23 protein-coding genes are annotated in these 25,348 nt (G+C 73.2%); 7 read left to right on the forward strand and 16 right to left on the reverse strand.

The features are described from left to right. Positions 1-43: 43 nt before the first annotated feature. The 3 genes from CCN44_RS27540 to CCN44_RS27550 form a co-directional block, all read right to left on the reverse strand. Entirely contained in the window at positions 44-1,255 is a 1,212-nt protein-coding gene (locus CCN44_RS27540; RefSeq protein ID WP_086700469.1) for a cytochrome P450 family protein, read from the reverse strand. Positions 1,256-1,371: 116 nt separating this feature from the next. Further along, positions 1,372-2,613, reverse strand: coding sequence for a serine hydrolase domain-containing protein (locus tag CCN44_RS27545; RefSeq protein ID WP_086700471.1), 1,242 nt, complete (start codon positions 2,611-2,613; stop codon positions 1,372-1,374). A 452-nt stretch (positions 2,614-3,065) separates the two neighbouring features. After that, positions 3,066-3,533 (reverse strand): hypothetical protein, encoded by a 468-nt coding sequence (locus tag CCN44_RS27550; RefSeq protein WP_059247312.1) that lies wholly within the window; start codon positions 3,531-3,533, stop codon positions 3,066-3,068. A gap of 341 nt (positions 3,534-3,874) precedes the next feature. Here CCN44_RS27550 and CCN44_RS27555 point away from each other — a divergent pair, with 341 nt between their 5' ends. Together CCN44_RS27555 and CCN44_RS27560 are read left to right on the forward strand one after the other, a co-directional pair. Beyond that, positions 3,875-5,224 (forward strand): transaminase, encoded by a 1,350-nt coding sequence (locus tag CCN44_RS27555; protein WP_086700475.1) that lies wholly within the window; start codon positions 3,875-3,877, stop codon positions 5,222-5,224. Positions 5,225-5,262: 38 nt separating this feature from the next. After that, positions 5,263-5,703 (forward strand): Lrp/AsnC family transcriptional regulator, encoded by a 441-nt coding sequence (locus tag CCN44_RS27560; RefSeq protein ID WP_059254739.1) that lies wholly within the window; start codon positions 5,263-5,265, stop codon positions 5,701-5,703. Between the two features lie 19 nt (positions 5,704-5,722). On the opposite strand, the gene CCN44_RS47470 is transcribed toward CCN44_RS27560, so the two are convergent. Beyond that, positions 5,723-6,331, reverse strand: a complete 609-nt coding sequence (locus CCN44_RS47470; protein WP_086700479.1) for a SpoIIE family protein phosphatase — start codon at positions 6,329-6,331, stop codon at positions 5,723-5,725. A 72-nt stretch (positions 6,332-6,403) separates the two neighbouring features. Between CCN44_RS47470 and CCN44_RS27570 the strand changes: the two genes are divergently transcribed. Together CCN44_RS27570 and CCN44_RS27575 are read left to right on the forward strand one after the other, a co-directional pair. Beyond that, positions 6,404-7,333, forward strand: a complete 930-nt coding sequence (locus tag CCN44_RS27570) for a GNAT family N-acetyltransferase (RefSeq protein ID WP_059248495.1) — start codon at positions 6,404-6,406, stop codon at positions 7,331-7,333. After that, complete coding sequence (locus tag CCN44_RS27575) at positions 7,314-7,817, forward strand: ribonuclease FAU-1 family protein (RefSeq protein WP_059254874.1); 504 nt, start codon at positions 7,314-7,316, stop codon at positions 7,815-7,817. The genes CCN44_RS27570 and CCN44_RS27575 overlap by 20 nt, the downstream gene beginning before the upstream one ends. A gap of 14 nt (positions 7,818-7,831) precedes the next feature. On the opposite strand, the gene CCN44_RS27580 is transcribed toward CCN44_RS27575, so the two are convergent. Beyond that, the gene (locus CCN44_RS27580) at positions 7,832-8,449 is read right to left on the reverse strand and encodes a class I SAM-dependent methyltransferase (protein ID WP_059248496.1); all 618 of its coding nucleotides are present in this window, start codon (positions 8,447-8,449) and stop codon (positions 7,832-7,834) included. A gap of 138 nt (positions 8,450-8,587) precedes the next feature. Between CCN44_RS27580 and CCN44_RS47475 the strand changes: the two genes are divergently transcribed. Beyond that, entirely contained in the window at positions 8,588-8,722 is a 135-nt protein-coding gene (locus CCN44_RS47475) for a hypothetical protein (RefSeq protein ID WP_086700482.1), read from the forward strand. Between the two features lie 13 nt (positions 8,723-8,735). On the opposite strand, the gene CCN44_RS27590 is transcribed toward CCN44_RS47475, so the two are convergent. Next, the gene (locus CCN44_RS27590) at positions 8,736-9,203 is read right to left on the reverse strand and encodes a GNAT family N-acetyltransferase (RefSeq protein ID WP_059248497.1); all 468 of its coding nucleotides are present in this window, start codon (positions 9,201-9,203) and stop codon (positions 8,736-8,738) included. 165 nt (positions 9,204-9,368) lie between these two features. On the opposite strand from CCN44_RS27590, the gene CCN44_RS27595 reads away from it, so the two are divergent. Beyond that, positions 9,369-10,340: a lytic polysaccharide monooxygenase auxiliary activity family 9 protein gene (locus CCN44_RS27595; RefSeq protein WP_086700487.1), complete on the forward strand. Its 972-nt coding sequence runs from the start codon at positions 9,369-9,371 to the stop codon at positions 10,338-10,340. Positions 10,341-10,391: 51 nt separating this feature from the next. Here CCN44_RS27595 and CCN44_RS27600 read toward each other — a convergent pair whose 3' ends face one another. The 9 genes from CCN44_RS27600 to CCN44_RS27640 form a co-directional block, all read right to left on the reverse strand. Further along, positions 10,392-11,258, reverse strand: a complete 867-nt coding sequence (locus CCN44_RS27600; RefSeq protein WP_086700490.1) for an esterase/lipase family protein — start codon at positions 11,256-11,258, stop codon at positions 10,392-10,394. A 177-nt stretch (positions 11,259-11,435) separates the two neighbouring features. Continuing rightward, positions 11,436-12,404 (reverse strand): DNA polymerase Y family protein, encoded by a 969-nt coding sequence (locus CCN44_RS27605; protein WP_059248500.1) that lies wholly within the window; start codon positions 12,402-12,404, stop codon positions 11,436-11,438. Next, positions 12,401-15,922 carry a DNA polymerase III subunit alpha gene (locus tag CCN44_RS27610; protein ID WP_086700493.1) on the reverse strand — a complete coding sequence of 1,174 codons (3,522 nt, stop codon included), beginning with the start codon at positions 15,920-15,922 and terminating at the stop codon, positions 12,401-12,403. The genes CCN44_RS27605 and CCN44_RS27610 overlap by 4 nt, the downstream gene beginning before the upstream one ends. 215 nt (positions 15,923-16,137) lie before the next feature. Next, positions 16,138-17,220 (reverse strand): S1 family peptidase, encoded by a 1,083-nt coding sequence (locus CCN44_RS27615; RefSeq protein ID WP_059248502.1) that lies wholly within the window; start codon positions 17,218-17,220, stop codon positions 16,138-16,140. A 366-nt stretch (positions 17,221-17,586) separates the two neighbouring features. Next, complete coding sequence (locus CCN44_RS27620; RefSeq protein ID WP_059248503.1) at positions 17,587-18,489, reverse strand: S1 family peptidase; 903 nt, start codon at positions 18,487-18,489, stop codon at positions 17,587-17,589. Between the two features lie 183 nt (positions 18,490-18,672). Then, positions 18,673-19,455 (reverse strand): DUF1684 domain-containing protein, encoded by a 783-nt coding sequence (locus CCN44_RS27625; protein WP_059248504.1) that lies wholly within the window; start codon positions 19,453-19,455, stop codon positions 18,673-18,675. Positions 19,456-19,546: 91 nt separating this feature from the next. Continuing rightward, entirely contained in the window at positions 19,547-20,308 is a 762-nt protein-coding gene (locus CCN44_RS27630) for an amino acid ABC transporter ATP-binding protein (protein ID WP_059248505.1), read from the reverse strand. Next, on the reverse strand, positions 20,305-22,080 hold the full coding sequence (locus CCN44_RS27635; protein ID WP_059248506.1) for an FAD/NAD(P)-binding protein: 1,776 nt from the start codon (positions 22,078-22,080) through the stop codon (positions 20,305-20,307). The genes CCN44_RS27630 and CCN44_RS27635 overlap by 4 nt, the downstream gene beginning before the upstream one ends. Then, positions 22,077-22,934 carry an amino acid ABC transporter permease gene (locus CCN44_RS27640; protein WP_059248507.1) on the reverse strand — a complete coding sequence of 286 codons (858 nt, stop codon included), beginning with the start codon at positions 22,932-22,934 and terminating at the stop codon, positions 22,077-22,079. Before CCN44_RS27640 ends, CCN44_RS27635 begins: the two co-directional genes overlap by 4 nt. A 403-nt stretch (positions 22,935-23,337) precedes the next feature. Here CCN44_RS27640 and CCN44_RS27645 point away from each other — a divergent pair, with 403 nt between their 5' ends. Then, positions 23,338-24,261, forward strand: a complete 924-nt coding sequence (locus CCN44_RS27645; protein ID WP_167404037.1) for an ABC transporter substrate-binding protein — start codon at positions 23,338-23,340, stop codon at positions 24,259-24,261. A gap of 17 nt (positions 24,262-24,278) precedes the next feature. On the opposite strand, the gene CCN44_RS27650 is transcribed toward CCN44_RS27645, so the two are convergent. After that, positions 24,279-25,348 (reverse strand): hypothetical protein (locus CCN44_RS27650; protein WP_244203976.1); only part of this gene is annotated, 1,070 nt, incomplete at its 5' end.

The raw sequence follows: 25,348 nt of genomic DNA on the forward strand, positions 1-25,348 counted from the left end.
CGCCTCGCCGTCCCGGCCGGCGAACTGCGCCATGTGCCGTCGTTCATCGCGCACGGTTGGCAGGAGATCCCCGTACAGCTGGGGAGTTGAGACCGGCCGGGACGGCGAGGCGCATCGCGGGGAAGCGGGAGAACAGGGCGGGCAGGGCGGTCAGTGCCTCCAGGCGGGCCAGCGGAGCGCCGATGCAGCGGTGGACGCCGATGCCGAAGGCCAGATGGTCCTCGGCCGCCCGGGCCGCGTCGAAGACGGCCGCGTCCGGACCGTAGTGCGCCGGGTCCAGGCCCGCCGCGGCGAACGTCGTGATGATCGCGTCCCCCGCCGGGATCGTCACACCCGCGACCGTCAGCTCCCGCACCGCGAACCGCAGCGGCAGCGCGGCGATGGACGGATGCACCCGCAGCGTCTCGTCCACCACCGCGTCCCAGCCGACCGCCCCCGCGCACACCGCCGCCCGCTGTGCCGGGCTGGTGAGCAGCGCGACGACCGCGTTGCCGATGAGATTCACGGTGGTCTCGAACCCGGCGCCCACCACCAGCAGCAGCGTGTGCAGCAACTCCTCGTCCGAGAGCCGGTCGCCGCCCTCGTCCCGCACCCGGATCAGTTCCGTGGTGATGTCGTCGCCGGGGCGGGTCCGCCGGTGCTCGATCAGCGCCCCCAGCACCGTGCCGATCCGCTCGTGCACGGACGCCGCGTGCCGCGGGCTCGGGTCGGAGGTGTCCATGAAGTCGGCGATGAGGCCGGCCGCGTCGCTCCGCAACCCCTCCGGGACGCCCAGGAGTTCGCTGATCATCCGCATCGGCAGGGGATGTGCCAGCCCGGACCGCAGATCCACCGCGCGGCCGTCGGCCCCCTCGGCCTCCAGCGCGTCCAGCAGCTCGGCGGTCAGGGCGGCCACGCGGGGCCGCATCGCCTCGGTGCGCCGGTGGGTGAAGCTCGGCGCCACCAGCTTGCGCAGCCGGGCGTGGTCGGCGCCGTACGTGGAGAGCATGTTGACCACGCCCACCCAGTTCGCCATCCAGCTCCAGGACGGGTGTGCGTCCAGCTCCGGCCACAGCCGCCAGTGCAGGCGCGCGTCCTTGCTGACGCATGGGTCGAGGATCAGCTCCCGGAGGGCGTCGTAACCGGTGGGCGCCCAGGCGGGGATGCCGCCGGGCAGCTCCACGGGGACGACGGGGCCGAGGGCGCGCAGCCGGGCGCTCTCCGCCACGAGGTCGGAGCCGAAGGGATCCAGGGCGATGCGGTCGGTGACGGTCACGACGGTCTCCAGACGGTCGGCCTTTCACGAGGCGGTCCCCGTCCAGTACACCGCGTCATCGGCCGAACGCACCCCGTGCGGGTGCAAGGAGGCGGAAAACCGACCGAATCGGCACCCTATCTGGCCGCCGGTGCGGCCGGCAGGTCGAACACGTGCCGCGGGGAGATGATCTCGGTGATCGCCTGGCCGAAGAGCGTGCTGGGTTCCTCGTCGTCGTGGTCGATGTCGGTGTTGAGGAGCACCACGAGGGTCGTGCGCGTCGCCGGGAGGTAGATGGTCAGCGACTCGTAGCCGGGCAGGGAGCCGTTGTGGCCGATCCACCCCTGCACGTCGAAGATGCCCAGCCCGTACCCGGCGCCGGGGATCGGTGTGGCCGGGGTGACGAGGCGCTGCCGCTGTGTGGCGGGGCTGATCATCCGCCGGCCGTCGGGCAGTTCACCGGTCGCGACCGTGGGCGCCCAGATGCGCAGATCCTCCAGGGTGGAGACCATCGCTCCGGCCGCCCAGCCCCAGGACGGGTTCCAGCCGGCGGTCTCGGCGACCTCGCCGTTCGCCGTCTGGTCGGTGTAGCCCTGTGCGTGCGGGGTGGGGAACGCGCTGCCCTTCGGCAGGAGTGTGTCCTTCATGCCGGCCGGGTCGAGGATGTGCTGCTTCAGGTAGTCCCCGAGCCGCTGACCGCTCTCCTTCTCGACGACCAGGCCGAGCAGGATCAGGTTGGTGTTGCAGTAGGAGAACTTCTGACCGGGCTGGAACAGCACCGGATGTCTGAAGGCGTAGTCGAGCAACTGCCGCGGCGTGAAGGAGCGCTGCGGGTCGGACGTGAGCGCCGCGAAGAAGTCGTCGTCCTCGGAGTAGTTGAACAGGCCGCTGCGCATGCCGGCCAGCTGGCGCAGCGTGATCCTGTCGCCGTTCGGTACGCCCTCGACGTACCGGCCGATCGGATCGTCCAGGCGGACCTTCCCCCGGTCCACCAGTTGCAGCAGCGCCGTCACGGTGAACGTCTTCGTCTCGCTGCCGATGCGCGTGTACAGGTCCGGCGTCATCCTCCGGCCGGTCTCCTTGTCGGCGACCCCGAACGAACGGACGTAACCGCGCTGCCCCGGCGTCCAGATGCCGACCGTCACGCCCGGCACCTTCGCCTCGCGCATCACCCGCCGTACGGACGCGTCGAGTTGACGTGTCACGTCGGGGGAGAGGGGGCGGACGTCCGGCCCCGAGGGGGACGGGCCGGGCGTACCGGCGGCGGACGCGGACGGCACGGAGGCGGGTGCAGCCCCTGCCGTGCACGGCGCGACCAGCGTGCCGGTCAGCAGTGCGACCATGGCCGCCCGGCGCAGGCGTACGGACGTGGGCGACATGGGCTGACTCCAAGCGCGTGGGAGACGACCGTGCGCGGGGCGGACGTCGGAGCCCGGACCTTCCCAGCAGGACCTGCTCGGCACGAGCTGCCGCCGCGCAGGACCTTCCCAGCATAGGAGCGGCAGCCGCCCGGCGCCCGTCGGCCGGAGGCCACCGCTCACGCCCCTCGACCCGGGCCCGGTGCTCGTCCGGGGGCCGGGCACCGCGCGAAGCCGGACGCGCGACCGGGTCTGCGCTCGGTGGAGCCGGGGTGCCGGTCGGGCCGGGCCTGTGCTGTGTGGAGCCGGGATGCCTGTCCGGCCGGGCCCGCGCTCTGTGGACCCGGATGCCCGTGGACCGGCCCTGCGCCCTGCGGAGAAGCACCCTCGTCCGACGGGCGGACGGGCCCGGTGCGGGCGATGGCCTCACCCTCGCCCGGCGCACGCCCGAGCGCTTCCGCCCTGGCGACCGGCTACCGCCCGCACAGCGGAGCGAGTACCGCCAGCGTGCCGTTGGCCTGCTGCAACGCCTCCTCCAGGGTGCCCGGCGCATGCAGCGTGCCGGTGCCGTCGGGCGGGACCAGCCACTCCAGGGAGCGGGCGGGCCGGTACGGCGGTGGCGCGGCGACCCAGGAGCCCTTGGTCGCGTACCGCAGTCCGGCGCCCACCCAGCCCCCGGACGGGTCCGGCGGCACGAAGAAGCCGACCCGGCCCGCCGCCGTGTCCACCAGCGTCGGCCCCGGCACCGGCAGGCCCGGCCGCCACAGCAGGTCCAGGGTGAGCAGTCCCAGCCGGTCGGGGACGCTCAGCACGTCCCAGAAGCGGCCCGCCTCCAGCAGCGCGATGCCCTCCCCATGGTCCCATTCCCATTTGCAGGCGCGCGGGTCGGCCGACGCCGCGGCCAGCCACTCCACGCCCCGCATCCACATCGTGTTCGTCATGCACTGCTCCGGGTGTCCTCGCTCGCCTGCCCGCGTGCAGGGAACGGTGGTGACCGGGCACTTCGTGCTTCCGCACGCCAACCCGGCATATGCATGGTTGTAGATATTTCTACCTGGCGGAAGGGGTGGCGTGCCCTGGCGTTTGAGTCGGGACGTTCGAACTCCGCTTGCCGGTTCGTCAGTTGAGGTTCCGGGGTGCGTCACTCGTTCGGTGATCGAGGGGTGCGGGAACGCTCGATTCTGTCGCTCCAGCAATCGATTCGAGCGTCAGATGTTGATTGAGGAGGTCTTTCAGCCGTAAGGTCACGGCATTCCGTCGCCCGTCTCTGCCGAGGTGCTCCATGGACCGCACGCGTCTGCACGCTCTCCTGGCCCGCGAGAGCGCCGAGGCCGCACGCCGCAACCCGCGCTCCCGGGCGGCCTACGCGCGCGCCGACCACCTCTTCGGCCGGGTGCCGATGACCTGGATGAACAAGACCGCCGGTGCCTTCCCGCGCTACCTGGCCGCGGCGCGGGGCGCCCGGGTCACCGACGTCGACGGGCACCAGTACATCGACTTCTGCCTCGGCGACACCGGTGCGATGGCCGGCCACTCGCCCGCGCCCGTCACCGAGGCCGTGCACCGCCGGTACGCCGAGCTGGGCGGGGCCACCGCCATGCTGCCCACCGAGGACGCCGAGTGGGTCGGCGCCGAACTGACCCGCCGGTTCGGCCTGGCCCGCTGGAGCTTCTCGCTCACCGCGACCGACGCCAACCGCTGGGCGATCCGGCTCGCCCGGGCCGTCACCGGCCGGCCGAAGATCCTCGTCAACAGCTACTGCTACCACGGCAGCGTGGACGAGTCGCTCATCGTCACCGCCCCGGACGGCACCGGCACGCCCCGCCCCGGCAACGTGGGCGCGCCCTGCGACGTGACGCTGACCAGCAGGGTCGCCGAGTTCAACGATCTCGCCGGGCTTGAGCGGGAGCTGGCGCACGGTGACGTCGCCGCCGTCCTGATGGAGCCCGCCCTCACCAACATCGGCATCGTGCTGCCCGAACCCGGATACCTCGCCGGCGTCCGCGAACTCACCCGGCGCCACGGCGCCCTGCTCATCAACGACGAGACGCACACCTTCTCCGCCGGGCCCGGCGGCTGCACGGCCGCCTGGGAGCTGGAGCCCGACCTGCTGACCATCGGCAAGGCGATCGGCGGCGGCATCCCGGCCGGCGCCTACGGGCTCTCCGCCGAACTCGCCGAACGGCTGCTGGCCCGCACCGACCTCGACCTCGTCGACATGGGCGGCGTCGGCGGCACGCTCGCCGGCAACGCGCTGTCGGTCGCGGCCACCCGGGCCACCCTCGCCCACGTCCTCACCGACGAGGCGTTCGCCCGGATGAGCGCACTCGCCGAGCGTTTCGAGGCGGGCGTCCGGGCCGGCCTCGACGCGCACGGTCTGCCCTGGTCGGTCAGCCGGCTCGGCGCCCGCACCGAGTACCGCTTCACCTCCCCGGCGCCGCGCACCGGCACCGAGTCCGCGGCGGCGGCCGACCCCGAGCTGGAGGACTTCCTGCACCTCTACCTCGCCAACCGGGGCATCCTGCTCACCCCGTTCCACAACATGGCGCTGATGTGCCCGGACACCACCGAGAACGACGTCGACACGCACACCGAGGTGTTCGCCGCCGCGCTCGACGAGCTGGCCGGCTGAGCACCGGCTGCGGAAGGGAACCGCTCGACGTGAAGGACATGGACGACATCGACCGGGCCATCCTGCGCGAACTGCAGACCGACGGCCGGATCGCCTACGCCGACCTCGGCCCGAAGGTCGGACTGTCCGCCTCGGCGGCCCGGCAGCGCCTCCAGCGGCTGCTGGACTCCAAGGCGGTCCAGGTGGTCGGCGTCACCGACCCGATGGCCATGGGCGGCCAGGCCATGGCGCTGCTCGGCATCGGCGTCGACGGCGATCCGCGGACCGTCGCCGACGCCCTCGCCGAGCGCCCCGAGGTCGTCTACTCGGTGCTCACCTCGGGCGGCTTCGATCTCTTCGCCGAGGTGGTCGCACCCGGCCCGAAGGCGCTGCTCGACTTCGTCAACGACGTGGTCCGCCCCCTGGACGGCGTGCGCGAGATCCGGTCCTTCCCGTACTTCGGCATCCACACCCATCGCTTCCTGTGGGACGTGGGCTGACCGGCGGGGGAGAGGAGGGTCAGCCGGCCGGCGGCTCGGGTGCCAGCACCAGGACGGTGGCGTCGTCGCGGACCACGTAGCGCCGCCGGAGCAGGTCCGCCCAGACCGCGCCGGGCAGCTCGGCGGACGGGGTGCCGGCCAGGGCGGCCAGCCGCTCCGGCAGCGGATAGAAGGTGCCGGCGGCGTCCCGCGCCTCCCACACCCCGTCGGAGGCCAGGAACAGCCGGTCGCCCGGGCCGAGCGGCACGGTGACCTCCTTCGGCCGGTCGGCGTCGAGCAGCCCGATGCCCAGCGGCGGACCCGGCGCGACGGCGACCTCGCGGGCCTCCTCCCCGTGCAGCAGCACCGGTGGCGGATGTCCGCAGGCCACCACCCGCACCGCGGCCGAGCCGGCGGCGGCCACGAACGTGCCGTTGCGCCCCCGCGTCTCGATCACCCCGTCGGTCTCCAGCGCCCGGTACGCCTTGGCCACCGTGTTCACCGCGAGCCCCAGGGACTCGGCCAGCCCGCGCACGGTCGGCAGCCGGTACCCGACCGGGAGCGCCCCGGACCGCGCCTGCTCGGAGATCTGCGCCCGCACCTGCTCGTAGGGGGGCGCGCTGTCGTCGATGCGGATCTTCAGGCTCACAGGGGCGATTGTCCCGCACCCGCCGGAAAATGAGAGGCAGCCCGGCCCTTACGCCCCGTACGGTGCCTCCTCATGACAGTGCTCGTGCGCGCCCTGCGCCCCGACGTCCCCGCGGACGCCGAGGGTTTCGCCCGTGTCCGCCGACTCGCCCTCCCGTACATCCTGTACACCCCCGACTCGGTCCGGCACACGGTCACCCACCTCCGCCCCGACGCCCGCTTCCGGCCGCTCGTCGCGGAGGAGGACGGCGAGATCATCGGTACGGCCCAGGTCCATCTGATCCCCGACAGCCCCGAACCGGGCCAGGGCGCCCTGAACATCTACGTCCGCCCGGACCGGACCCGGCGGGGCGCCGGCCGGCTGCTGGTGCGGGCCGCCGAGGAGTACCTGACGGACCTGGGCGCGACCAAGCTGCTGGCCTGGGCCCTGGACGAGCCGGCCAACCGGGCCTTCGCCGAGCGGCGCGGCTACCGGCGGGGCCGCAGCGCGCACTTCCTCCGGCTGGACCTGGCGCACGGCACCCTCCCGCCGCTCCCGGAGGTCCCGCCCGGCGTGGAGCTGCGCTCGGCCGCCGACTTCGCGGACGATCCCCGGCCCCTGTTCGACCTGGACGCCGAGACGGTGCTCGACGAACCGAGCGATGTGGACGTCGAGTTCACGGACTACGACGCCTGGGTCGAGGAGGTGTGGCACCACCCCCTGCTGAACCGGGAGCTGACCACGGCCGCCTGTGTCGACGGCCGGCCGGTCGCCTTCACCGTGGCCTACACCGACGGCGACGGCCGGTACTCCTCGGCGATGACGGGCACCGCCCGCGCCCACCGCGGTCGCGGCCTGGCCAAGCTCGCCAAGGTCCACTCCCTGTACCGGGCCCGCGCCGCCGGTGTCGCCGAGGCCTTCACGGGCAACGACACCGGCAACGACCCGATGATCGCGATCAACGAGTGGCTCGGGTACGAGGTCTGCGCGACGGAGGTGCGCTATGTCCGTGAACTCGGCTGAGCCGGCGGCCCGGCTGGAGGTCGTCCTGGTCAAGGCGGGCCGTACGAAGATCCGTTACCCGGCGGAGCTGCTGCACGACGACGGTGACCGGATCGCCGTACGCGCGCCGTGGGCGGGCTCCGGGGTCCGTGACTTCGGGTTCGTGCGGTTCGAGCCCGGTGACGTGTTCACCGAGTACTACTGGCGGGACCGGTGGTACTCGGTGAAGGAGGTGCGTGCCGCGGACGGCTCCGTCAAGGGCTGGTACTGCGACATCACGCGGCCCGCGGTCCGCTCCGGTACGGACCTCGTCGTGGAGGACCTCGACCTGGATCTGTGGCGCTCCGCCGACGGGCGGGAGGTCCGGCGGCTGGACGAGGACGAGTTCGCCGCGAGCGGCCTCGCGGAGACCGACCCGGAGGCCGCGTCCGCCGCGGTGGCCGCGCTCGACACGCTGGAGGCGCTGGCGACCCGGGACGGCGGCTTCGAGGCGCTGCTGGCCTGACCGGTCCGGCCGGCTCACACGGCGGCGATCACCGCGTACCGCTCGTCGTCCACGTCCTTGCCCCACAGCACGGAGTCGTCGGACAGCCGCTCCACGCGCACGTCCCCGGTCAGCGGTGCCAGGAGGGCGGTGAGCCGCGCGGCCGGTATGCCGACCGGGGCGAGGGTCCCCCAGACGCCCTCGATCAGCACGAACCGGCCGCCGGGCCGCAGCAGGCCCCGCCAGTGCCGCAGCACCCCGGCGGGGTCCGGCAGCGCCCACAGCACGTGCCGGACGAGGACCACGTCGAAGCGCCGCCGCTCCACCGGCGGGGCCACGGCGTCCCCGCACAGGATCTCGGCGCGCCCGGCGAGCTTGGCGCGGGCCCGCTCGGCCATCGCCGGGGAGCGGTCGACCCCCGTCACCCGGTGTCCCTGCTCGACGACGAGGAGTGACAGGCTGCCGGTTCCGCAGCCGAGGTCCAGGACGTCGGCGGGCTGCCCGGGGAGCCAGGCGCGGAGCCGGTCCGCCCAGGCCGCGCGGACCGCGGGGTCGCGCAGGCCGTGGTCCGGTTCGTCGTCGAAGGCGGCGGCCTGCGCATCCCAGTCCGTTTCCGGGGCAACCGCAACCGCGTGCGTGTTCTCGCTCGTCATGCCCAGAGAGTGACACACGCCACTGACAGTGCGGACGTGACAGCCGCCACTGACAACCCGGCACCGATGAGGAACTCTCCCCGAAAGCGTCTACCTCTGTGACAACGCGGAACTCGGTAGGCACTGAAGGAGGCAGCAATGCGCCGCATGACCGTGCACAAGCCCCTGAAGAGGACGGACAGCCGCCGGATCCGTGAGGAGGCGGACGAGCGCCCGGCGGGACGCCCCGAGGTCCGCAAGGACATAGCCCGGACCTGGTGGCCCGACGGCTGACGCCGGGGCCTGTTCAGTCCAGCCGCTTGCGGTAGTGGACGCGGTCGTAGGGGCCGTCGACCCGGCGCGCCACGACCTCGTAGCCGTACTTCGGGTAGATCTTCTGGTTCTCCCACATCATCGCGTTCGTGTAGAGCCTGATCTCGCCGAGCCCCAGGTCCCGCGCGCGTGCGTCGACGAAGTGCAGCAGCCGCCGTCCGACGCCCGTGCCGTGGGCCCTCGGGTGGACGGCGATGCTGTCCAGGAAGAGATGGCCGGGGAACGCCTCGACCACCACCAGCCCCACGACGGGCTCCCCCGTGACGAACACCCGGCCGGCGGCCACGTCCGCCGCGTGGTCCGCCTCCATGGGCTGGGGCACCACTCCGATGCGCTCGATGTAGGGGTGATAGGCCGCGTCCGTCACCGCTTTCACGGCCGGTACGTCCTCGGCACGGGCGGCCCGGACCTGCGCCGTGTCGTCGCCATGGTGGTTCCTCATGCCCGCACGCTATCTACCTGAGCGCAGCCTGAGCGCTCCCTTAAGCGCACCATAAGGATCTCCTCCCGCCGCTCCGCGCCGGCGAATTCACGGTTTCCTGGGGCTGGCTTCTGATCACCCCCACGGGATTCACCCCACCCCCAGGACCGTTCCGAGGAGTTCCCCATGCCCGCACGCCGCAAGGCCGCCACCGTCGCCGCCGCCGTCGGCGCCACCGCCCTCGCGCTCTCCGCCGCCCCCGCGTCCGCGCACGGTTCGATGGGCGACCCGGTCAGCCGTGTCTCGCAGTGCTACGCGGAGGGCCCGGAGAGCCCGGAGTCGGCCGCGTGCGAGGCGGCCGTGGCGGCCGGCGGCACCCAGGCCCTGTACGACTGGAACGGCATCCGGATCGGTGACGCGGCCGGGCGGCACCAGCAGCTGATCCCGGACGGCAGGCTGTGCAGCGCCGGCAGCGAGGAGTTCAAGGGGCTCGACCTGGCCCGCGCCGACTGGCCGGCGACGCGCGTGCGCGGTGGGTCGTACACCTTCAAGTACCGCGTGACCGCCCCGCACAAGGGCACCTTCCACGTCTACCTGACCAAGCCCGGTTACGACCCGGCCAAGCCGCTGGCCTGGTCCGACCTGGATCTGGAGCACCCGGTGGCGACGGCCACCGACCCGGTCCCGGCGGGCGGCTTCTACACCTTCTCCGGCACCCTGCCCGAACGGTCCGGCCGGCAGCTGCTGTACGCGGTCTGGCAGCGCTCGGACAGCCCGGAGGCGTTCTACTCCTGCTCGGACGTCGACTTCGGCGGCGGTACGGCGGGGGGCACGGAGAGCAGCGGCGGCAGCACCGGTACGACGCCTGCCCCGGCCGCCTCCGCCCCCTCCGAGCGGCAGATCTCGGCCGGCGCCGGCAAGTCGACGGTCGAGCACCACGGACACGGGGACGACGACCCGAGCACCTCGGCGGAGCCGGCCGCCGCCGAGGTGAACCGGCCGAAGGCGGCCGGTGCGGCGGCGAACCTCGCCGAGACGGGCGCGTCCGCCGGCACCTCGTACCTCGCGGTCGGCGGCGCGGCGGCGCTGGCGGCCGGCTCGGCGGCGCTGTTCCTGTCGGTGCGGCGGCGCGCGGCGGCCGGCGGCCACCGCCGGTGAGGGTTCCGGGGCCTGTCCGGCGGCTCAGGCCGGACAGGCCCCGGCGGCACGTCAGCTGAAGGCGGAGGCGCAGGTGGTGGGGGTGGCGCGGGCCGGGTCGAGGGCATTGGCCACCTCGTGGAAGGCGATCCGGTCGAACAGGCCGATCGCGAGGTGCTCGGAGAGATCGAGCGGGCACAGGTCCTGGAGCAGCACGTTGCGGACGGCGGAGCCGCTCAGGTACTGGGTGCGCCAGGGGGTCACCACCTCGTCGTACCGGGTGGCGATGACCGTGTAGCGCACGCCGGGGACGGTGTCGCCGCCCGCGTTGAGCTTGGTGAGGAAGGCGGATCCGGTGATCTGGTCGGCGAGGCCGGGGGTGGTGGCCTTGAGCAGGTCCTCGGCGCCGGGGAAGTACGGCAGCAGGTTGGTGAGGCCGTTCAGGTCGGTGCCGTGGTTGTCGGGGGCGATGCCGACGAGGGCGTTCACCTTGGCGGCGCCGCCGAGGAACTTCAGGTAGTGGCGGGGCATCATGCCGCCCTGGGAGTGTCCGACCAGGTCGGCCTCGGCGGCTCCGGTCGCGGCGAGCACCTTGTCGACGAAGGCGGACAGCTGCTCGGCCGACTTGTCGATGGGGCCGAGGCCGTGGAAGAAGGGCACACCGGGCAGCTGCCCGTAGTCGAGGGAGTAGACGCAGTATCCGCGGCTCGTCAGGTACGGGGCGAGGCCGAGCCAGTTGTCGACCGAGTTGCCCAGGGTGCCGTGGACGAGGACGACCGGGCGGGGGTGGGCGGCGGAGGGCTTGCAGGTGTAGTCGTTCCAGCCCCTGCTCGGAGCGGCGCCGTCCGAGGCGGTGGCGGTGGCGGCGGGTACGACGGCGACGGCGGCGGTGAGGAGCAGTGCGGCGAGGGGTCTGAGGACCCGCTTCCAGGGCAGCATCGTGTGATCTCCTTGCGGCTCACGGGAGGTGCACGGCCTGACCCTGTGATCCGGATCACGGGATGCTGTTCATGCGTCAAGTTACGGGCGGGTAGTCCAAGTGTGAAGTTACGCGTCAGTAAAAACTTCCAGTGATAACCAGAGCCGTGTGCGGCCCCGAGCGGCGCGGCCCTGGCGTCAGGCCGCCAGGGCGCCCGGCATCACCGCCCGGGGGCCGAACCGGGCGCGTGCGCGGTCCGCGACCTCCTCGATGCGGCGGGCCTTCTCGTCCACGGGGTCGAAGGTGAGCTGGTAGGAGGCCTCCTCGGCGGGGGTCAGGCCCTCGGCGCGCAGGGCGAGCGCGCGGACCCGGGCGCGCTGCAGGCCGAGCGCCTCGTACATGCCGTAGGCCGCCCCGGTCAGGGCCGCCGAGTGCGCGGTCGGCTCCTTCAGGGTGCGGCTGCGGGTGGTGGCCGAGCGGTCCGCGTAGCGCACGGTGAGGGTGAGGGTGCGGCAGACCTTCTCCACCGCGCGCAGCCGGGCGCCGATCTCCTCGGCGGCCGACAGCAGTGCCCTGCGGTGCCGGTCGGGGTCCAACTCGTCGATCCCGAAGGCGCGTTCCGTCGTCAGCGAGCGTGAGACGGCGTTCGGGACCACCCGGCCGCGGTCGATGCCGCTCGCCTTCTCCCGCAGCTCCCGGCCCGCCTTCGCGCCGATCAGCCGCTGGAGCGTGGAGAGCGGCGCGGCGGCGACCCGGCCCAGGGTGTCCAGGCCGTACTCGTCCAGGGTGCGGGCGGTCGCCGCGCCGACGCCGGGCAGCGCGGCGACGGGCCGGTCGGCGAGGAACTCGGCGACGGCGTCCTCCGGCACCGCGCAGGTCACCCCGGGCCGGGCGGCCCGCAGCGCCACGCGGGCCAGCATCGGGCCCGGTCCGGCGCCGATCGCGCAGTCGACGCCGTACCGCGCGAGGGCCCGCACCCGGACCACCGAGGCCAGCTCCACCGCGCTGCGCCCGAAGTACCGCTCGGCGCCGCGCAGGTCGGCCAGCGCCGCGTCCGGCGGCAGCGCCTCCACGACCGGGGTGAACTCCTCCAGCAGCCCGAGCAGTTCCGGCAGGGCCGCCTCGTACATCGGCGGCAGCTGGAAACGTACGCAGAGAATGGTCATCCCGCACTCCCCGGACTCTGGTGCCACAACTTCCGTATCGCCGCGGGCCCTTGCGCGGCGCCCTCACCCGCGGGCCGCAGATCGGCCCAGGGGTGCATCTCGTACCCCGTGGGCATGCGGATCGTCCGGTCCGCCATCGGGTCACGGGCCGCGGAGCCGGCCGGCGCGGGCAGCCCTTCGGACCCGGCGACCCGGGCCCGGAACGGACCGCCGTCGCCCTCCGCCGGGGACCCGTCGGTGCCGGCCGGTCCGGCCAGCCGGGCCGCGACCCCGTCGAGCCCCTCCGCGCGCCGCACCTCGACCAGGTCGGCGAGGTTCCAGGCGGCGGAGCCGACCACGCTCAGGCTGCGCGGGCCGCGCCGCTGCACCACTCCGCGCACCAGCAGCAGCCAGGAGTGGAAGACGGTGTGTGCGCAGGCGTCGTGCGAGTCGTCGAAGAACGCCAGGTCCACCAGCCCCGTCCCGTCGTCCAGGGTGGAGAAGATGACCCGCTTGCCGGAGCGGATCGGCGGGGTCTGGGTGGCCGCCTTGGCGCCCGCGACCAGCACGGTCTCCCCGTGCCGGGCCTCGCGCAGCCGGCGCGCGGAGACCACGCCCAGTTCCTGGAGGAACGCGCGGTGGTCGTCCATCAGGTTGCGCGAGGCGTCCATGGACAGCACGCCCAGCTCGGCGCTGAGCCGCTCCGCCGAGGTGAGGTCCGGCAGACCGGCCGACGCGGTCTGCCGGCCGCCGGCCAGCGGGAGTTGGCCACCGCCGCCGCCCCGGGCGCCCCGGTGCAGCTCCGACAGGTGCAGTTGCAGGTCACGCCGGTTGGCACCGAAGGCGTCCAGCGCGCCCACCTGGGCGAGCCGTCCGGCCAGCGGCCTGCTGGGCCGGGCCCGCTCCCAGAAGTCCACCAGCGAGGAGTACGGCTGCCCGTCCGCGATCCGCTTCGCCTCGGCCTCGCTGATGCCGTGGACGTCGCAGAGGGCGAGCCGCAGCCCCCACACCTCCGGCGATTCAGACACCAGTTCGATCCTGTGTGCGACCCCGGAGACATTCACGTCCAGGGGCAGGATCGGCACCCCGCGCCGCCGGGCGTCCGCCAGCAGCAGCCGCTTCGGGTACATCCCGGGGTCGTGGGTGAGCAGGCCGGCGTAGAAGGCGGCCGGGTGATGGGCCTTCAGCCAGGCCGACTGGTAGGTGGGCACGGCGAAGGCGACGGCGTGCGCCTTGCAGAAGCCGTACGACCCGAAGGCCTCCACGATCTCCCAGGTCCGCCGGATCGTCTCCACGTCGTACCCCTTGGCCGCCGCCTGCTGGGCGAACCACACCCTGATCCGCCCCTGCGACTCGGGGTCGGACAGCCCGCGCCGCACCCGGTCGGCCTCGCCCCGGCCGCAGCCGGTCATGCGGGCGACGATGTCGATGATCTGCTCGTGGAAGACGACGACCCCGTACGTCCCCTTCAGCGGCTCCTCCAGGTCCGGGTGCGGATAGCGCACCGGCGCCCGCCCGTGCCGGGCCTCGATGAACGGCCGCACCATGTCGGCGGCGACCGGCCCGGGCCGGAACAGGGAGATGTCGACGACCAGGTCGTGGAAGGTGCTCGGCTGCAGCCGCCCCACCAGGTCCCGCTGCCCCGGCGACTCGATCTGGAAGCACCCCAGCGTCTCGGCGGACCGGATCAGCCGGTAGGTCTCCGGATCCCCGGGCGCCACCGCGTCCAGGTCGATCCGCTCCCCGGTCGCCCGCTCCACCTCGGCGACCGCGTGCGCCATCGCCGACTGCATCCGCACGCCCAGCACGTCCAGCTTGAGCAGCCCGAGGTCCTCCACGTCCTCCTTGTCGAACTGCGACATGGGCAGCCCCTCGCCGCTGGTCGGCACGACAGGTGTACGGGCGAGCAGGGAGGCGTCGGACAGCAGCACCCCGCACGGGTGCATGGCGACCCCGCGGGGCAGGGCGTCGAGCGCCTCGACCAGCTCCCACAGCCTGCCGTACTTCCCCCCTTCCCGCCGAGACTCCCTCGCGAGCCGCTTCAGCTCGGGCAGCTCCTCCAGCGCCGCGCGGGCATCACGCGCCCGGATGTGCGGGAAGGACTTGGCGATCCGGTCGATCTCGGCCGGGTCCATGGACAGCGCGGCACCCACGTCCCGGATCGCGTGCCGCACCCGATAGGTCTCCGGCATGGAGACGGTGGCGACCCGCTCGCCGCCGAACCGGCCGATGATCGCCCGGTAGACCTCCAGCCGCCGGGCGGACTCCACATCGATGTCGATGTCGGGCAGCACCACGCGCTCCTTGGACAGGAAGCGCTCCATCAGCAGCCCGTGCTCGACGGGATCGGCGTGCGCGATCCCGAGCAGATGATTGACGAGCGACCCGGCCCCGGAGCCGCGAGCGGCCACCCGGATCCCCATCTCCCGGACGTCGTCCACGACCTGGGCGACCGTCAGGAAGTAGGAGGCGAACCCGTGGTGGGCGATGATGTCCAGCTCGTGGTGCATCCGCTCCCAGTACGCGCGCCGCCCGCCGTACCCGAGCCGCAGCATGCCCGCCGCCGCCCGCGAGGCGAGCGCCCGCTGCGCGGTGCGCCGCCCGGCGCCGACGAGGTGCGCCTCGGGAAAGTGCACACTGCCCAGCCCCAGATCGCCCTCGGGGTCGACCCGGCACTCGGCGGCCGTGGCCCGGGTCTGCTCCAGCAGCCGGCGGGCGGCCTCCCGCCGGTATCCGGCCGCCTCCACGACCCGCTCGGCGACGTCCAGCATGGCCCGCGCGTCCTTCAGCCAGGCCGCACCGGAGTCCAGCCGCCCCCGGGGGTCGATCGGCACCAGGCGCCGCGCGGCATCCAGCACATCGGCGACCGGCCCCTGCCCGGGGTCGGCATAGCGGACGGCGTTGCTGAGCACCGGCCGCACCCCCTGCTCGGCGGCGAACCCGACGGTACGGGCGGCCAGCCGCAGGGAGCCGTCCCCCGTACCCGTACGCCCGTGCCAGACGGCCTCCAGCCGCAGCGCGTCGCCGTAGACCTCGCGCCACGGTACGAGCAGCTCCGCCGCCCGGTCGGGCCGCCCGGCGGCCAGCGCACGCCCCACGTCCGACCCCGGCCCGAGCAGCACCACCAGCCCGTCGCCCCGGTTGTCGGCCCACGGAAGCAGGGGGTTCCCCTGCCCCGCGTGCGCCGCCGTGACGAGCCGGCACAGATCGGCCCAGCCCCGGGCGCCGTCCCGGGCGAGAAAGGTCGCCCGGGGAGCCGACTCGTCCACGAAGGCACCCCCGCGCACCGGCGTGCGCCGCCGCTCCCCGCGCTCGGCCTCCTGCGCCGCCACCGCCAGGTTCACCCCGAACAGCGGACGGACGCCCGCCCCGGCGCACGCCTTGGCGAAGCGCACGGCACCGGCGAGGGTGTCGCGGTCGGTCAGGGCGAGCGCGTCCATGCCCCGCTCCGAGGCACGCTCCGCCAGCCGCTCCGGATGGGACGCCCCGTATCTCAGGGAGAACCCGGAGACGGTGTGCAGATGCGCGAAGCCCGGCACACACACCTCCCGCACTCGCGAGTCCCGAACGACTCTCGAACATCAGTTCCCTACTTCTCCCCCCACCATACCCCCATTCCCGAACATGTGTACGACACCCGTGTCCCCGCCCCTCACCTGCGCAAACGCGCCCCGCAGTGGGCCGCCGCGGGCGGGGAACGCACGACGGAGCCCCGCCCCGGACGACCCGGGACGGGGCTCACGAACGGGAGCGATCAGCCGATCCGCGTCCCCGTGGCGGACAGCGCCTCGGTGACCGGCTGGAAGAAGGTCTCCCCGCCGGAGGTGCAGTCGCCACTGCCGCCGGAGGTCAGCCCGATGGCGCTGCTCCCCGAGAACAGCGAGCCCCCGCTGTCCCCCGGCTCGGCGCACACATCGGTCTGGATCAGACCACTCACCGTGCCCTCGGAGTAGTTGACGGTGGCGTTCAGCCCGGTGACCGTGCCGGAGTGCACCCGGGTGGTCGACCCGCTCCGGGTGACCTTCATCCCGACGGTGGCCTCCGCGGCCCCGGTGATCTTCTGGCTGGAGCCGTCGTACAGGTCGACCTCGCTGGGGTGGTCCACCTCGGCGGTGTACTTGACCAGCCCGTAGTCGTTGCCCGGGAAGCTGGAGTCCTCGTTCGCGCCGATGACCTTGCCGGCGGAGTCCGACCAGCTGGAGACGGACGCGGTGCAGTGCCCGGCGGTCAGGAAGTACGGCTGCCCGTCCTTGACCACGTTGAAGCCGAGCGAGCACCGCCCGCCGGAGCCGGTGATCGCGTCGCCGCCGGCGATGAAGGGCTTGAACTCGCCGCGGGACCGCTTCAGTTCCGCCCTGCCGCCGAGCCGGTCGACCACCTTGCGCAGCCTGGCCCACTCGGCGCCGGACACGGTCCGGTCGGCGGTGACCACGACCTTGTTGCCGACCGGGTCGGTCGCCCAGGAGGTGCCGGGTATGGTCGCGGACTGCGCCAGCGTCGACCGCGCGGCACCGAGGTCGGCGAGCGAGTGGGTGACGATTCTGGCCTTGGCCCCGGCCGCCTCGACGGTCTCCGCCGCGCTCCGGTCCAGCACGTTGACGACGAGGGTCTTCGTCCGGGCGTCGTAGTAGCTGCCCGCCGCGTCGGCGCCGAGGTCGGTGCCGAGCGCGGAGGCGAGCTTTCCGGCCGCCGGTGCGGACAGGACCCGCAGCTGCGGAGCGGACTTCACGGGCTCGTCGGCGTTCGCGTTCTGCACGGTGACACCCGCGGCGACCAGCGCGGCGACACCCGCGCCGGCGAGGGCGGCCCGGCGTCCGGGCATGCGTCGGTGCTTCAACTCACGTCCTCCTGTGGGGGGTCGGCCGGTTCAGGTTGTGGGGACCTGAACGGGCCGGAAGGCTGGTTGACGGGCGCCCACTCTTCCGAACCGCACAGCGGACCCACAAGATCGACTTCCGGACGCGCACAGAGGGGACGTACACGCAGGTTCGGCGCCGCAAAGTACGCACACGTGACCACACCCACCCGCCGCCCCTGGCCGGAAATCACCCCCTCCCCGCGCGAAGACGCACCGGATCCGCACACGGCTCAGCCCCCGCACGCGCTCGGCGTGCGGGGGCTGAGTGCCGTCAGGCGGACACGGCCCTCAAGGGCGCGGTCTCCAGGACACGGTTCTCAGGGCGTGGCCCTCGGGACGTGGCCGTCAGTAGACGTGCACCCCGTAGGCGTTCAGCGCCTCGGTGACCGGCTGGAAGAACGTCGTACCGCCGGAGGAGCAGTTGCCGCTGCCGCCCGAGGTCAGACCGTAGGCCGTGGTGCCGCCGTACAGCGGGCCGCCGGAGTCGCCCGGCTCGGCGCAGACGGTGGTCTGGATCAGGCCGGAGACGATGTCGCCGCCGCCGTAGTTGACGGTGGCGTTGAGCGCGGTGACCCGGCCGCTGTGCGTACCGGTCGTGGACCCGCGGCGGTAGACGGTCGTGCCCACCGACGGCGTGGCCGCGCTGGTGATGTCCTGGCTGCCCACGGCACCCGACTTGGCCACCGAGCTGTTGGTGTAGCGCACGATGCCGTAGTCGTTGCCGGGGAAGCTGGAGCCGGACGTGGTGCCGAGCGTGGTGGTGCGCGCCGAGTTCGACCACCAGGTGCCCGCGCCGTCGGTGCAGTGCCCGGCGGTCAGGAAGTAGTAGTTGCCGCTGGAGTCCTGGACGTTGAAGCCCAGCGAGCAGCGCCAGCTGCTCGCGTAGATGGCGTCGCCGCCGGAGATCAGCTTGTTGAACTTGCCCGGCGTGCGCTTGACGACCAGGGCGTCCGCCTCGGCGCCGGCCTGCTTCTTGATCTTGGCGATCTCGGCCTGGGACACCGTGCTGTCGACGGTGACGACGACGCGGTTGGTCTTGCTGTCCACCGCCCAGGCCGTGCCGGGGATGTCGGCCTTGAGGACGGAGTCGCTCGCCTTGGTGAGCTGGGTGGCGCTGAACGTGTGGGCGTCACTGGCGTTCGCGGTGGGGGCGGCGAACGCGGCTGCGGCCAGGAAGCCGGTGGCCACGGCGGTCAGCCGGGTCCGTCTCGCCGTGCCGGCGCGGGGAGTGGTGCGCTTGATCCTCACGTTTCGTTCCCTCCAAGGGAAGTCGGGGGCCCGCGTGGGGTCGGGGCCCGTGAGGCGCAGCCAGGGGCTCCGACCGGAATTCGAATACGCATGCCCCTGACAAGCGCTGAGGGGGAGTATTCGGCCGAACGGCCGGTCGGCACAAGAGTGCCTTTCGGCCGTCGGCCCGACATCACCCGAATGTCAGAGCAGCTGCCGCTCCCCCGCCTCGATCCCCACGTCCAGCGTGTTGCCGGGGGGCGGGAAGGGGCAGAGGAAATGGTCGGCGAAGGCGCACGGCGGGAGGTGGGCGCGGTTGAAGTCGACGGTCGTGCGCCCCTCGGCGTCCGGAGCCGGCGGGAAGAGGAAGCGGAACCGGAAGCTCGTGTCGCCGCTGGTGGCGTCGGCGAACACCGCCCACAGCCCCCCGTCCCCCTGCTGCGCGACCTTCAGGGTCCGCTCCTGTCCGGCCAGGGTGAACGTCAGTTCCCCGGCGAGGCCGAACCCGCGCTCGCGGCCGTCCGCGTTGCCGAGCCGGATGGTGCGCGTGCCCTCGTACGGCGTGAACCGCCCGGGTACCGACCAGCGGGGGTCGTAGGGGCCGGCCTCGATGCCCCGGAAGGCCCGCCGGGCGGCGGAGTCGGGGTCGTACACCCGCACCCCCCAGACGCCCTCGCGGACCAGCACGACCAGCCGCTTTCCGCCCAGTGCGACCCGCGCCTCCGCCTCCGGACCGCGGTCGGCGGCCAGCACGGCCTCGCCCGCGAAGGGCCGGCCGTCCACGGTCAGGCCGTCGGCCTCGGCGGCGGTGAGCACCACCCCGCCGTCCTGCGCCACCCAGTTCCCGGGAATGTCCGGAAGTCGACCATCCGGATGGTCCTCGATCCAGTGCGTCGCGGTCAGCGCGAGCGGCCCGTAGGGCGCCGAGACGTTCTCCACGCGCTGCTCGTGCCACTGCTTCCAGGCGTCGGACGCGTCCGTCGTCATGCCATCGTTCCTTTCCTCCGTGATCGGCGTCCCCCGGCCGGATGACACCGCTTCTCCCCAGGGCCTGCGCACGAGGTCGACCGCCCCCGCCTCAGAGCACCTTCGCCAGGAACGCCCGAGTCCGTTCCTCCCGCGGAGCGCCCAGCACCCGGTCCGGCGGGCCCTGCTCCACGATCCGCCCGTCGGCCATGAACACCACCGTGTCGGCGACCTCCCGGGCGAACGCGATCTCGTGCGTGACGACGATCATCGTCGTCCCCTGCGCCGCCAGGTCCCGGATGACGTCCAGCACTTCCCCCACCAGCTCGGGGTCGAGCGCGGATGTCGGCTCGTCGAAGAGCAGCAGCGTCGGCTCCAGCGCGAGCGCCCGCGCGATGGCGACCCGCTGCTGCTGCCCGCCGGACAGCTGCCGCGGATAGGCGTCGGCCTTGTCCCCGAGCCCGACCCGCTCCAGCAGCCGGTGCGCGCGCTCCACCACCGCCTTCCGGGGCCGCTTCAGCGCGGACACCGGCGCCTCGACGACGTTCTCCAGGACCGTGAGGTGCGGAAAGAGGTGGAAGTTCTGGAAGACGAAACCGATCCGGGTCCGCTGCCGCAGCACCTCGCGCTCGCGCAGCTCGTACAGCTTGTCCCCGGCCCGCCGGTACCCCATCAGCACGCCGTCCACGCTGATCTCGCCCCGGTCCACCTTCTCCAGGTGGTTGATGGTGCGCAGCAGCGTGGACTTGCCGGAGCCGGAGGGGCCGAGCACGACGGTGACCTCACCGGCGCGCACCTGGAGGTCGATGCCCCTGAGCACGTCGAGCGAGCCGAAGCTCTTGTGCACCGACCGGATGTCGACCATGACGCTCATCGCGCGAGTTCCTTTGCAAGTGAGCCGCTCAGGAACGCCAGCGCCGCCCGGGCGGTCGCGTCGTTCTGGCGGAAGGCGGGACCGCCGGTGCGGGGGCGGGTGAACGCGCCGGGGGTGCGGGTGTCGGTGTACGGGCCGAGCGCGAAGCGCCGGGGGTGCGGGCGGCCGGTGCGGTCGAGGATCCGGCCGTCGCCGGGGTCGACCCGGAGCAGCCCGTCGGGGGTCTCCGCGGCGCCGTCGGCGTGCAGTTCGCGCAGCAGGCTGTCGCGGGCGCGCCCGACGGTGGGCGCGGGCAGCCGGGCCTCCACCAGCGCCCGGGCCTCGACGGAGAAGCCCGGCACGGTGGGGCTGGTGGCCCGGAACACGCCGTCCGCGGCGGTGACGGCCATGCCGGCGCCGACGAACCGGAGCAGTCCGGCCCGGGACAGCGCGAGCATCTGCCGCAGCCGGGGGCCGGGCGGCCCGGACGCCAGATAGCTGAAGAACCCGTGCCACCAGGGCCCGATGTCCCCGAGCCGGACCAGCTGCCCGTAGACGGAGAGCAGTGCGAGGAAGACGCTCAGGTCCGGGCTGAACGAGGGGTCGTGCCGGCGTCTGAGGTCGGCCTCGACATAGCCCCGCAGCCCTTCCTGGAAGTCCTCGTGCGAGGCGTACCGCACCCCGTCCAGCGGGTGGTCGAGCGCGGCGAGGTCGAGCCGGTCGGCCGGATCGGGTACGGCGGCGGCGACCAGCGCCCGGGTCTCGGCGGGGTCGCCCGCCGCCGTGTACTTCTCCTCGAAGTCGGCCCAGGCCATCGCCGTACGCCCGGGGTGGGCGGTGAACAGCCGGTGGTAGTGGGCGAAGCCCAGCTCCTTCTCGACCAGCGGCCACACGTCGCGCCGGAAGTCGAAGCCCCCGGGCCGGGCCAGCAGCGCGTCCACCTCGGCGGGGCCGAGGAAGCGGGGCAGCGGGGGCCGGTCGCCGGTCCAGTCGTAGCCGATCTTCGAGTGGTACGGCACTCCGCGCCGCGAGCCGACGTACAGCACCGGCTCCCGCCCCGAGGGAACGTACACCTCCCCGTCGGGTCCTCCCGTCTCGTACCGTCCGCCGCGCCCCTCGGTGAGCAGCACCATCAGGTCGACGAACGCCAGCCCGAAGCCGCGGACGAGGACGGGGGCGCCGGGCGCCAGGGCGGACAGGTCGCTGTCGGCGGTGAAGTCGGGCGGCAGGTGCACCAGGCCGTGCTCGCGGGCGTACGCGGCCAGCTCCGCCTGCTCCGCGTCGAGTTCGCTGTCCAGATGGCCTACGGCGAGGATCACCAGGTCGGCCAGGAGCGGGCGCGGGCGGCCTTCCAGCCACACCTGCTGGCGGCCCTCGCGGGGGCCGCCGACCCGGAGCGCGCGGTGGGGGTGGTGGTGGACGGTGACGTTCGGGGGCAGGTCGGCGACGGCCCGTTCGTAGACCCAGCGCAGATAGCGGCCCTGGAGCTGCCGGTCGGGGAAGGTGCGGCCGTCCAGCCGGGCCCACTCGTGCAGGGTGGGGCCCTCGCGCACCGGTCCGGCCATGGTCACCGTGTCGTCGGTGAACATGGTGACGTCCTCGGCCTGCGAGTTCATCCACAGCAGCGGCGACTGCGCCTGCCGCCAGATGCGTCCGCCGCCCGGCGGATGGGGGTCGACCAGATGGATGTCGAGGCCCGGACCGGCGTACAGCTCCGGGGCGTTGGCGGCGAGGCGTTCGAGGATGCCGGTCCCCCGCGGCCCGGCGCCGACGATCACCATCTGCTGCCTCATCGGGCGTTCTCCGTGCCGCGCGCGTAGTGCCTCTCGACGTAGTGCTGGCCGATGCCCAGCAGCGAGGTGACCACGGCGTACCAGAGGGTGGCGACCATCAGCAGCGGGATCACCTGATAGGTGCGGTGGTAGATCAACTGGGCGGAGAACAGCAGGTCGTTGACGGCGATGACGCTGACGATCGAGGTGCCCTTGAGGGTGCCGATCAGCATGTTGCCGGCGGGCGGCACGATGGCGCGCATCGCCTGCGGCAGCACGATCCGCCACCAGCGCCGCCCGGGGCTCAGGCCGAGCGCCTGGGCGGCCTCGATCTGGCCGCGGTCGACGGAGAGGATGCCGCCGCGGACGACCTCGGCGGCGTAGGCGGCCTCGTGCAGGGTGAGGCCGATGATCGCGACGGCGACCGGGCTGAGCAGGTCGACGGTCTTCACGCCGAGCACCTGCGGGTACAGCGCCCCGATGTTGAACCACAGCAGCAGCTGCACCAGGATCGGGATGGACCGGAACAGCCACACGTACCCCCAACCCACCGCGCGCAGCACGGGGTTGGCGGACAGCCGGAACGCGGCGAGCAGGGTGCCGAGGGCGAAGCCGAGGACCATCACGACCGCGGTCAGCCACAGGGTGAGCCACAGTCCGCGCAGGATGGAGGCGGAGGTGACGTAGTCGGCGACGACGTCCCAGTGGAACGCCTCGTTGCGCAGGACGGAGTTGACGGCGAACCCGAGCAGCGCGAGGACGACGACGGCTGCCGCCCACTGGCCGTACCGGCGCTGCGGGACGATCCGCGGGGCGTCCGCGGGCTCGGGTATCTCCGGTGCGGTGGGGACTTTGGCGAGGGTGTCGGAAGACATGCGAAGGCTCCGTGACGCGGTGGTCGAACACGGGTGGTGCCTTCACACGGACGCGCCGAGCGGCGCGCTACGGCCGAGCCCCTCAGCAGGGCCGTGCACCGAGAGTACGGGGGTGCTTCGGTCCGCTGTCAAGGCTGTCCGCAGTGTGAGCCGTACATCTCAAGTCAGTTGACGCCGAACCGGATGCCTGTTCCACTTGGCCCATGCATCCACAGCAGTGGCTGGTCACCCGCTCCCACATCGACTTCGGTCGCGTGTGGTCCTCTTCCTGTTGAGCTGACCCCCTGCGCAGGCCTGCCCTCCGGGCGGGCGTCTTCGCGTTCTCCCTCTTTTCCCCCGCCTTCACACGCGCACCCCTCCCCTCGCGCTCTGCACACCTCTGCTGCCAGGAGACCGCTACCCGATGCGTACGCACCTTTTGATACCTTTTGTCGCCATTACCTCGGCTGCTCTGTTCCTCACCGCCTGCGGCTCCGGCGACACGGACACCACCTCGGTGGCGGCCGATTCCGCTCAGGTGCCCACCACGGACGTGGTCTCCGCCGTGCGCAAGGACGCCGCCGTGGCGAAGCTGCTGCCCGCCGGCACCACGCACCTCACCGTCGCGGTCAGCGTCGGCGGCACCCCGCCCGGCACCACCTACCTCGCCGACGGCAAGACCCTGACCGGCCAGGACGTCGACTTCACCAAGGCGGTCGCCCGGGTGCTCGGCGTCGAGCTGACGGTGGAGCAGGCGAGCTTCGAGGCGATCCTGCCCGCCCTGGACAGCGGCAAGTACGACTTCGGCGCGAGCAACTTCGGCGTCACCGACGAGCGCCGCAGGACCATCGACTTCGTCACCTACATCAACGACGGCCAGGGCTTCGCCACCCGCAAGGACAGCAAGCTCGCGAAGGTCACCGACCTGAGGCAGCTGTGCGGCCTGAACGTCGCGACCGGGGCCGGCACGACGTTCGAGGCCACGCTGGAGCAGAACAAGCACCTGTGCACCGACGCCGGCAAGAAGGCGTACCAGGTGCAGACGTACGCCGAGCAGAGCGCGATCTGGTCCTCGCTCCAGCAGGGCCGCAGCGACATCGTGATGTCCACGATCAACGGCCTGCGCTATGCGGTCGCCCACCAGGAGGGCCTGAAGTTCCTCAACGAGTACCACCGCCTGGACGTCGGTTTCGCCTTCAAGAAGGGCACGAAACTCGCGCCGGCCTTCCAGGCCGCGGTCGACAAACTGCTGTCGGACGGCACCTACGACCGGATCCTCAGGAAGTGGGGTACGGCGGGCTCGGCGATCGAGCGGTCGCGGATCAGCCCGCCGGAGCTGAAGAACTGAGGAACCGGGGGGCCGGATCAGCAGCCGTCGCAGGGGCAGCAGCAGTCGCAGCCGCTGGGGCAGTCGCACGACTGGCAGCAGCCGTTGCGCTTCTTCCGGGACCACGGCCCCTCGTACTCCTCGGCGCAGCACATCTTGCAGGTGCAGAAGAGCGCGAAGAACATCCCGCAGCCCGCCCAGAATCCGCGCCGGCCCTTGGCCGGCTCGGGCGACGGCCCGAACCCGCCCTGGAAACCGCCGCCCCCGCCGAAGCCGCCCCCGCCGAAGCCGTCACCACCGCCGGGAAGACCCCCGCCGGCATACGGATTGCCCGGATGCGGAGCACCGGCCCCCTGCACGCTGCCCGCGCCGTACGGTCCCTGCGGCATCCCCCCGCCGTACGGCCCCTGCGGTGCCCCCGCGCCGTACGGTCCCGGCTGTGCGCCGTGCCGGTGGGCCGCGCACACCGGTGCCGTGCCGAAGGCGCGGTCCACCGAGCGACGCAGCTCGTGGACGAGGAGCAGGTGGACGAGCCCGCCGTCGCGGAACTCGGCGTCCCGGAGGGCGAGCCGGATGCCGTGCAGGGCGTCGTCGGCGAGCCGGCGGGCCTCGGCGAGGGAGGTGCCGGTGGCGGTCAGGGGGTTCCAGGCACCCGACAGGGCGTCGGCCTGCCGGTCCTCCACGGCGTCCAGCAGGTGGGCGAGCCGGCCGAAGAGCCGGCCGGCCTCCGCCAGGGGCCCGGCGTTGTCCGGCCGCCCGGCCAGCACCGCGGTGTGCGCGAAGGCCGCGGCGGTGGCGGTCTCGGTCGGCTCGGTGACGGTGAGGATCGGGGTGCCGGGCCCGGCCAGGATCTCCACGCCGAGCTGCCGGTCGACGGCGTCGACCAGGACGCCGGTGTCGAAGCCGACCGCCGCCCCGCCGTGCTCCCCCGCCCGGCCCCAGCTCGTGGCGACCCGGCGCGCGGCGGCGGCGACCGGCCTGCGGGCCAGCAGTCCGTCCCGGTCGGCGACGTGGTCGCGCACCTTCGCGGCGGCGAGCACCAGGGAGACGGCGGCGGCGAGCCGCGCGCCCTCGCCCTGCGCGACGGACGCCGTCCGCATGCCGCGCA

Source organism: Streptomyces tricolor (assembly GCF_002155905.1).
GTDB lineage: Bacteria > Actinomycetota > Actinomycetes > Streptomycetales > Streptomycetaceae > Streptomyces > Streptomyces tricolor.

Coding starts and splice junctions, on each gene's coding strand:
- CCN44_RS27545 (WP_086700471.1), bottom strand. CDS start 2,613: ATGTCGCCCACGTCCGTACGCCTGCGCCGGGCGGCCATGGTCGCACTG.
- CCN44_RS27580 (WP_059248496.1), bottom strand. CDS start 8,449: ATGACGAGCGAGAACACGCACGCGGTTGCGGTTGCCCCGGAAACGGAC.
- CCN44_RS47475 (WP_086700482.1), top strand. CDS start 8,588: ATGCGCCGCATGACCGTGCACAAGCCCCTGAAGAGGACGGACAGCCGC.
- CCN44_RS27630 (WP_059248505.1), bottom strand. CDS start 20,308: ATGAGCGTCATGGTCGACATCCGGTCGGTGCACAAGAGCTTCGGCTCG.
- CCN44_RS27625 (WP_059248504.1), bottom strand. CDS start 19,455: ATGACGACGGACGCGTCCGACGCCTGGAAGCAGTGGCACGAGCAGCGC.
- CCN44_RS27605 (WP_059248500.1), bottom strand. CDS start 12,404: ATGACCATTCTCTGCGTACGTTTCCAGCTGCCGCCGATGTACGAGGCG.
- CCN44_RS27635 (WP_059248506.1), bottom strand. CDS start 22,080: ATGAGGCAGCAGATGGTGATCGTCGGCGCCGGGCCGCGGGGGACCGGC.
- CCN44_RS27640 (WP_059248507.1), bottom strand. CDS start 22,934: ATGTCTTCCGACACCCTCGCCAAAGTCCCCACCGCACCGGAGATACCC.
- CCN44_RS27560 (WP_059254739.1), top strand. CDS start 5,263: ATGGACGACATCGACCGGGCCATCCTGCGCGAACTGCAGACCGACGGC.
- CCN44_RS27600 (WP_086700490.1), bottom strand. CDS start 11,258: ATGCTGCCCTGGAAGCGGGTCCTCAGACCCCTCGCCGCACTGCTCCTC.
- CCN44_RS27570 (WP_059248495.1), top strand. CDS start 6,404: ATGACAGTGCTCGTGCGCGCCCTGCGCCCCGACGTCCCCGCGGACGCC.
- CCN44_RS27595 (WP_086700487.1), top strand. CDS start 9,369: ATGCCCGCACGCCGCAAGGCCGCCACCGTCGCCGCCGCCGTCGGCGCC.
- CCN44_RS27555 (WP_086700475.1), top strand. CDS start 3,875: ATGGACCGCACGCGTCTGCACGCTCTCCTGGCCCGCGAGAGCGCCGAG.
- CCN44_RS27590 (WP_059248497.1), bottom strand. CDS start 9,203: ATGAGGAACCACCATGGCGACGACACGGCGCAGGTCCGGGCCGCCCGT.
- CCN44_RS27575 (WP_059254874.1), top strand. CDS start 7,314: ATGTCCGTGAACTCGGCTGAGCCGGCGGCCCGGCTGGAGGTCGTCCTG.
- CCN44_RS27550 (WP_059247312.1), bottom strand. CDS start 3,533: ATGACGAACACGATGTGGATGCGGGGCGTGGAGTGGCTGGCCGCGGCG.
- CCN44_RS27645 (WP_167404037.1), top strand. CDS start 23,338: ATGCGTACGCACCTTTTGATACCTTTTGTCGCCATTACCTCGGCTGCT.